This window comes from Halomonas llamarensis, assembly GCF_023555005.1.
Classification (GTDB): domain Bacteria; phylum Pseudomonadota; class Gammaproteobacteria; order Pseudomonadales; family Halomonadaceae; genus Vreelandella; species Vreelandella llamarensis.
This window is the reverse complement of the sequence record NZ_JAMJPJ010000053.1, coordinates 1-7644: the sequence shown is the minus strand read 5'-3', so window position 1 is coordinate 7644 and position 7644 is coordinate 1. Positions and strand designations below refer to the sequence as shown.

Annotated in this window: 8 protein-coding genes; all 8 read left to right on the top strand. The window is 48.4% G+C overall.

Annotated features, from left to right (window positions below; all coding sequences use genetic code 11):
- Positions 1-1621 precede the first annotated feature (1621 nt).
- Positions 1622-2401, top strand: coding sequence for a P-type conjugative transfer protein TrbJ (gene trbJ / locus M8006_RS17165; protein ID WP_284047104.1), 780 nt, complete (start codon positions 1622-1624; stop codon positions 2399-2401).
- A gap of 2 nt (positions 2402-2403) precedes the next feature.
- Positions 2404-2586, top strand: a complete 183-nt coding sequence (locus M8006_RS17160; protein WP_250084354.1) for a hypothetical protein — start codon at positions 2404-2406, stop codon at positions 2584-2586.
- A 1-nt stretch (position 2587) separates the two neighbouring features.
- Entirely contained in the window at positions 2588-4210 is a 1623-nt protein-coding gene (gene trbL, locus M8006_RS18485; RefSeq protein ID WP_250084353.1) for a P-type conjugative transfer protein TrbL, read from the top strand.
- A gap of 12 nt (positions 4211-4222) precedes the next feature.
- Positions 4223-4489, top strand: coding sequence for a hypothetical protein (locus M8006_RS17150; RefSeq protein WP_250084350.1), 267 nt, complete (start codon positions 4223-4225; stop codon positions 4487-4489).
- 68 nt (positions 4490-4557) lie between these two features.
- Positions 4558-4797, top strand: a complete 240-nt coding sequence (locus M8006_RS17145; protein ID WP_250084348.1) for a type I toxin-antitoxin system ptaRNA1 family toxin — start codon at positions 4558-4560, stop codon at positions 4795-4797.
- Complete coding sequence (locus M8006_RS17140) at positions 4794-5063, top strand: plasmid mobilization protein (protein ID WP_430886848.1); 270 nt, start codon at positions 4794-4796, stop codon at positions 5061-5063. The genes M8006_RS17145 and M8006_RS17140 overlap by 4 nt, the downstream gene beginning before the upstream one ends.
- A 90-nt stretch (positions 5064-5153) precedes the next feature.
- Positions 5154-7031 carry a hypothetical protein gene (locus tag M8006_RS17135; protein WP_250084345.1) on the top strand — a complete coding sequence of 626 codons (1878 nt, stop codon included), beginning with the start codon at positions 5154-5156 and terminating at the stop codon, positions 7029-7031.
- A 32-nt stretch (positions 7032-7063) separates the two neighbouring features.
- The gene (locus tag M8006_RS17130; protein ID WP_097463843.1) at positions 7064-7303 is read left to right on the top strand and encodes a hypothetical protein; all 240 of its coding nucleotides are present in this window, start codon (positions 7064-7066) and stop codon (positions 7301-7303) included.
- The last annotated feature ends 341 nt before the right edge of the window (positions 7304-7644 follow it).

The window sequence follows — 7644 nt, the reverse complement described above, 5'->3', positions numbered from 1 at the left end:
AGCGGGGTTCAACAAACTGGAACTGGTCGTGAATAACGTGAAATTCCAGGATGGGGAGCCCTTAACAGATCAGTCAGATAGGACCGCCGCCTAAACGGTCATACACAAAATTTGACAATAACTCCCTATGACACGCCCTGATCCCTTGACGGGAGGAGAGCGAAATCTGTGGAGAGTTCGGCTTGGTATCGCCTTGGTCATGCTATTGGAGCATGACCTTAGCCTGTACTACGATCCTGCACCCATTGCTCGCTTGCGGCACGGGATTAGTCAGGCGGTCGCTCGACACATATTGACCCACAAGAATGATCCAGCCGGAGGGTGGCATGTTGATACTCTCATTCGCGCAGTCTGTGGTGAAAACATCAATAGTAAGAAGATGCGAAATGGGCGTTCCAGGCTTAGGGAAGATGCGGAAAAATTGCATGAAGTTGGAATAACGATAGATGCTGAGAATAGGATAAGGCGCCTCACACCCGCCCGATAGCGTCCCGCACCCGCCCGATGGCGACTCACACCCGCCCGATAGTGACTCACACCCGCCCGATTTTTTGCTGTTTTGGCAGGATATTCAGGATATCTCAGGATATCCAGCAACCTCCAGCTGGGTGCTGGAGGTTGAGTATCTATCGGCCTCCGGCCGATGTTTTAACGCCAAGAGGAAGGCCGGTTCTGTGTGCTCGCCAGGAGCAATCCCTTCTCCTTGGCGTTCAATCCGTCCGAAGGACGACAAAAGCCGCCTCATAAGCCCCAGGAGCGTCGTTCATAGGCCAGCTAGGGGGTAGCGGGTGGGGATGCCTGAAGTGCCTCTCTGGGTGGCTCAGAAAGCCGTATTCCATAGATCAAGATGAATGGCCACTTAAGCCGATAGTAGGCCGAACAATGTGTGCGGTTTTTAGGTTGTAGTATGTAGTAGTACTATACAACATACTACAACACTACATTTCCTATCCGCCTTGACGCTGTGCCCGAAAAGCTGTCCGAAGTTGGGCGCTAGCGGCTCGACAAGCACAGGGTGTTGATAGCGATCCTTCCTGACGGTATGACCCAACCGATACCAATCTGAAACTGTCAAAGAAAAGGCCGGCGAGAGTGCCTAGTGAGTTTGAAAACCCATGGAATACAGCGCTCTACATTCGATGAGTTGCTAGCACTCGTACGTTTCATTGACACTTGAGGGGCGCTATCCCTCCTGAATTGGTAAAGCTGTGTATTCCTGTGTTTGTTTGCTGTGTAAACACCCGCGTTAGCGTAGTAATTGACTGATATTACGTGTTTTTTTTCGTGCTTCCGTTCTCGCAAGAAGGTGATCGAGCGATTTTATATGGTTTGCACTAAAAAACAGATTTTCGCGGCAACACTTTCCTTGGCGTAAACAACGCTGAAAGGCGGGCAAGATAGGTGAAGTAGGCCCACCGACAAGTCGGCGGTTCCTATTTCACTCCCCTTTATTCGCACCGGAGGTGCTCAACGGGAATCTTGCTCTGCGAGGCTACCGGCTGCCGCCGTAGGAGTTATTGGCTTAAATTTCTTCATGTCAACTTTTATGTCCAATTATTGAGCTTATACGTTATGCATTGAAAGGCACGATAAAGCATTCATTGGTAATGGAGATCAACGTATGCAAAAAGTTAGAAGAAAAAATTTAGCCGCTAAAATTGTTCTGGCCGTCGTTATGACGACCTGCACTTTGCAGCCCGTCTACGCCGGTATTCCAGTAGTCGATGGCACCAACCTATCGCAGAACATCATGTCCGCGATGGAAGCTGTTGCGCAGACGCTCAAGCAAATTCAGGAATACCAAACCCAACTCCAGCAGTATGAAAACCAACTGCAAAACACCATGGCCCCGGCGGCCCATATTTGGGACCAGGCGCAGCGCACCATCAATGATCTGAACCAGGCAACCAACACACTCGCCTATTACCAAAATCAGCTTGGCAGCCTCGATGCCTACCTGGGCAAGTTCCAGGACGTGGCCTATTACCGCAGCTCGCCGTGCTTCTCATCGGTGGGGTGCAGCGATGCCGAACGGGTCGCGATGGCCGAGAACCGCCGCCTGGCGTCTGAATCGCAGAAGAAGGCCAACGATGCGCTGTTTAAGGGTCTTGAGCAGCAGCAAGACAACTTGCAGGCTGACGCTCGACAACTCCAGCGTTTGCAATCTGCCGCCCAGGGCGCGGATGGCCAACTGGCCGCCATCGGGTACGCTAACCAGCTCGCCAGCAACCAGGCCAACCAGCTCCTGCAAATCCGCAGCTTGCTGATTGCTCAGCAGAATGCCGTTGGCACTCGAATGCAGGCGGATGCTGACCGCGAAGCTCAGTATCAGGCTTCACGCGATAAGCTCTATGAGGGGCTGTCACAGCCAGTCAACCGTTCTCACAGCAAGGAGTACTAAGCATGAAATACATGATTCAAATGCTGACGCTCCTGCTTTATTTGTTCCTCATGGCGGGATGTAGTGAGAAGGAAGAAAACTGTGAAAAAACAAACCAACAGCAAGAGCAGTGCGAAAAACAGGACGGGACTATCTACGATAGCCTGAAAGAACCGGTGGATCGCTCTAAGAGCAAGGAGTTCTGATATGAAAACAGTACTTCTTCGCTTTGGGGCAGTACTGCCCTTTGCTTCCATTTCACCAGCCGCCTTTGCCGAAATAGATAAAGGCGGCGTGTTGAATGAAGTTTCGGACCGTTTTTTAACCGAAAGCTCAAATTGGGCGACAACAATTACTGATCATGCGTCCTGGTTGTTCTGGACACTGGTTGTTATCTCAATGGTCTGGACGTTCGGCATGATGGCATTGCGCAAAGCCGACATTGGCGAGTTCTTCGCCGAGTTTACCCGCTTCACCATTACTACCGGGTTCTTTTGGTGGCTGTTGATCAATGGGCCCGGCTTTGCAATGGATATTATCAACTCGTTGAGAAATATCGCGGCTGAAGCATCCGGCCTGCCAAGGGGGTTGAATCCGTCCACGCCGATAGATATTGCGTTTGATATTATCGCTAAGGCAGCGAGCAGCTATAGCATCACTAGCCCTATGGACAACTTGTCCATATTCCTGACCACGCTTGCCATATTGGCATGCATGGCCATTGTCGCGGCCAACGTTCTTCTTGCCCTAGTTACGGCATGGATTATTGCTTACGCGGGAATCTTTGTCTTGGGCTTCGGTGGCTCGCGCTGGACCTCTGACATTGCCGTCAACTATTTCCGGAGTGTGGCCGGTATAGCACTCAAAATCATGACAATGACACTGCTGGTTGGGATCGCTGTTTCTATTATCGATGGTTATCACTCCGACCTTTCAGAAGGTGCGCCCATGGACGAATTGTTGGTCATTTTCGTTGTATCCCTTGTCATGGTTATTCTCGTTAACTCCGTACCAAACGTGGTTGCAGGTTTGATCCCTGGCGGTGGCGCTGCTGCGAGCGCTGGTAGTTCATTCAGTGCAGGGGCCTTGATCGGTGGTGCTGTCGGTGCCGGTGCAGCCGTTGCATCGGGTGGTGCTGCGCTTGGAAGCGCTGCAATATCCGGGGCGACTAACATGGCCGGTGGAGCTAGTGCTGTAAAAGCAGCCTTTCAAAAAGCGCAATCCAGTATGGCCGGTGGAGACATGCCGAGCTTCGGCGGTAGCTCTAGTGATACTGGCGAGAGCTGGGGTGGTAGCACCACTGGCAGCGATAACGCGAGCACGGGTGATACGCCATTTGCCCAGGCAGCAGGTTTTTCCGGAACGGGTAGTTCCAGCTCTGGCGGTGGGTTTGGTCGGGCAGCTTCTCTAGCAGCCGGAACGGCTGGCGAGCTTGCTAAAGGGGTAGGGGCAAAGATGGCCGGAAGTTTTCAAGACAAGGCTAATCAGACCGCCGGAGGACGCCTGGCATCCTCAATTCGTGAAAGCATGGAGCCAAAGAGTGATACCGATGCTGGTAGCGCTGATCAGGTGAGTGATACCGCATCGTTCGACAGCGATAGCTTGAGCGGTGGCAACGGCGGCGGCTGGGTAAACCAAACAGGCGGCTTTGATGCTCTGTCCAGCGAGGACCAGGACAAGGCCCGCCAGTCACACGCTGAGTGGCAAGCACGCGACCCGGAAAAGCACACCTTCGACGTCGGGGACTACGTTTCGTATGCCCAGGAACGCCAGCAGGAACGTAATGAAGAGGTTGCCAGCTTTGTGAACCGCGATCGGCAAGATACGTAAGGAGATAAGACGATGAAAGAACGTAGTTTCATGGCTGCCCTGGATATGCTCGACAAGGACCAGGAACCCCGCACAGAAGCCGATTTTGTGCCGGTTGTCGAACCATCGACCGAGGAAGAGAAAGACACCGACGCGGAGATTGCGGCCTTTGTGAATCGCCCGGACCCTACTGGCCGAGTGGAGGCATCGAGCAGCACACGCATCAGCAATGACGCAGGGGCTGGAACCGGGAAAACCCCGTTTTCAGAAGTGGCCGGGTTTTCCAATACCGGCTTATAGAAAGCACACGGGCCGGTGATGGTGCACCGGCCCGCATTTTCACATACCACCTGTCAGAGAGGTGACACATGACAACCACGCATAATATCGAAGTCCAGCAAGCAATTCATCAGGCAGCAACCAAGCTGGCTGCCCTGGAGTTTATCGACCAGGAAACCGCCCGGCAGATTTCGCCCGTCGCGGAGGCGGTCGCCAATATGTTCACGATCCTTTACTACCAGGCTGAAACTGGTAGAGCGACGCCGGAGGACTTCGAACAGGCGTTGGATACTATCCGTCAGGTGACAAGGAACCAAGGCACAAGATGATGAACGATAAGGCAAAACAAATAACGAGGAAGAGCAGTACACCTATCAAGGTGTACTGCTTACCCGAGGAAAAGGAGCATATCGAGGCGCAAGCAAAGCGAGCAGGCATGAGCGCTGCGCGTTATCTGCGTGAGGTTGGCCAGGGCTACAAGATCAAGGGGGTGGTCGATTGTGAGCAGGTCCGGGAGTTGGCTCGAATCAACGGCGATCTTGGCCGTTTGGGTAACATCATGACCAAGGTTGTTATGCCAAGGTCTGATCTATAAAAAGGTGGTAATACTGGCTCTCAAATAGATGTTTGGCTATGTTAATGTTTGTATAAAGGTATGCATAGGTTTGTTTTGGGAGGGGGCGAGTTGTCTAGTATAAATTATCCTTATTCGGTTTCTGTCGTTGATACCATCAAAAATAACTATGAATCATTTAGATTCGAGACGCATGATCTTTCCCATAAGGGGTTGTATACAGATGGTGAAAAAATTTATGCAGTTATTCAAGAGGTTCTTGGTGATGAAGAAAAGAAGGTCACATTAGAGAATCGCTATGAAGAGTTTAGAACAATGGCGATTCCTCCCGTAGTTATTGTTGGTGAAAAGCTCCCTGATTTTATTAAAATTCCACTTAGAGACTCTTTCGAAAAATCCCACTTGTTTGGTCAGCCGCTTGTTATGGGTGAGTTTATTAATCAGTTAAATATTCACATCCCTAAAAAATATCAGCCATTTAATTCTGATATGAAGTGGGGTACGAATGAGTTTAAAATTATTCTGAAGAATGAAGTAACTGATGATGAGAAAGAAGAGATTCAGCTTATCTGTGAATCTTTAGGTTATCAGGGGTTTGATTATGTTTTCGAGGTTAATCCTGATATTAGTGACTATCCAGGAGTGGTCGATTTCAAGGCTAACTCTAGAGATAACCTCCAAATTATAGCTAGTGGTTTAATTCAGAAGCAGTTTCCTAGAAATATTTTAGATAGGTATGAGGCAGATGAAGATTTTTGGGTTCAAAATAGAAAGATTGTTTTTAGCGGTGATGAGTTAGAGCGTCAGGATATATTTTTGCCTAGTGATTTTCTAGGAAGAAGTTCTAAATGCTTCGTAGATGCTTCTGTATTTGAACGCAGAAACTTGAGGGTGTATTTATCTCTTTATGAGAAAGTTGTTATAGCGTTGCCATTTAAGTCTGAAGAAAGAGATTTTTATGGAATGTTTGGTATAAATACACTTGAGTTAAAGGAGCTTATCACTAGAGGTAGGTTGCTTTTTGTTGTTCCACAGAATTTAGCAAGATACTCGCAAAGCCTATTGCAGGAAATTATAGAGGTAAATCCGAATGCAATAATATTCTCTAGGCGGTTGGCAGCAACAGCAATTCAGGGGATTCAAAAGAAGACTGGTATTGTTGGTGCCACATTTTCAAGTGATGAGCAATATGAATTTCTCTATTATTGTGCGAGGTCTAATAGCGAAGGGCTCAAGTTTTTAGCAAAGTCGCTTTCTGAGCAATGGCAGTTTTCAGAGTACATGATAGATAAAGAAGGAGCTGCTTCTGTTTTTAGGGCTGGATTTTCTAATTTGGCTACCAAGCTATTTGAAGCTAAAGGAAAGGACTTATCCATTGAGCTTGCTACAGCCAGCTCTAGCTTTGAGTTTGCTCAAGGATTAAATGCACATCACTTTCCATTTGATTCCGAGCAGTATTCAGAGGTTGCGGCTTGCGAAGCTATTAGCAGTCTTTATAGTGGAGTGATTGACAACTCTCAGTTTATTAGAGAGTCTGAAATTAGCATGCTCTTGGATAATGTTCTAGCAATTAATAATGATATGAATGTACTAGAGCTGGATGATGCTCTTACTAGCAATAGCCTTAGAGCCATTCCTGATATATTGAAAGGTTACTCCAATTTAAGCAATGATGAGCTAAGTTTAAAATTGTATGAGCTTAGAAAAGAGCTCATGCAAATAGAAAAGAATAGAGGGAATTTGGCTGCTTTAGATTTCACTGGGGCTTTCGGGCCATTAGTGGCCGGAGCCGTCATGGAATACAATGGTGTTCCTGGTGGTGCTTATGTATCTCTTGGTGGCTGGTTGTTAAAGGCATTGTGCCGCTATAGTGGTCAGTCAAGTCTAGCTGATAATCCAATCTTTACACGATTATCTAGCATGAATCACAGAGTGTCTCAAGACGCTGTTATCATTAAAAGGTGTCGAGACTCTATTAAGAAGTACTAATGATTTATTTACCGGTCTACGGGGGAAGTTAGTTGGTGGAGGCTAAAGAGCACGGTTCAGACACAGAAAATGAACTGCGTGGTAAAAATACCGTAACGGCGGATTCTGAAGGCCCAGCAGTGCGTCGACTTGCTCCTAGCGAGCTAGTAGAGCTGCGTCAGGACATGGCAGAATCATCAGCTTGGGCCAAAGCTGAACTAAAGCGTCGAAGAGCAGAAAAAAATCAAAAAAAATCTGAGCATGGTATGGGTAATGGTATCAAGAGTGAGTAAAATTATAAGTTGTTGTTATTTAAGTGTATTTTTCTCTAATTGATATTAGAGTGGAGTGATTTTGCACCCAATTAGGGTGATGATTAGCTAGACTCAACAAGGCCGCTCAACGATTGAGCGGCCTTGTTGTATGTTGCGCGTATACCTAAGGGAATGAGCATGATTAGCGACGAGGAAGTCAAAGCCAATGCAGTAGCCTTTGCCAAGCGTCATAAGTAAGCGAGCCATTAACCACATCTGGGCAGGCGTCGCTCAGCCGGGTAATGTGTCCTTCCAGTGCCAGGGCAGCAGCGTGGTGAGCTCGTCGTCGTTGAGCGTGGGCAATGTTTCGAAGACGTACC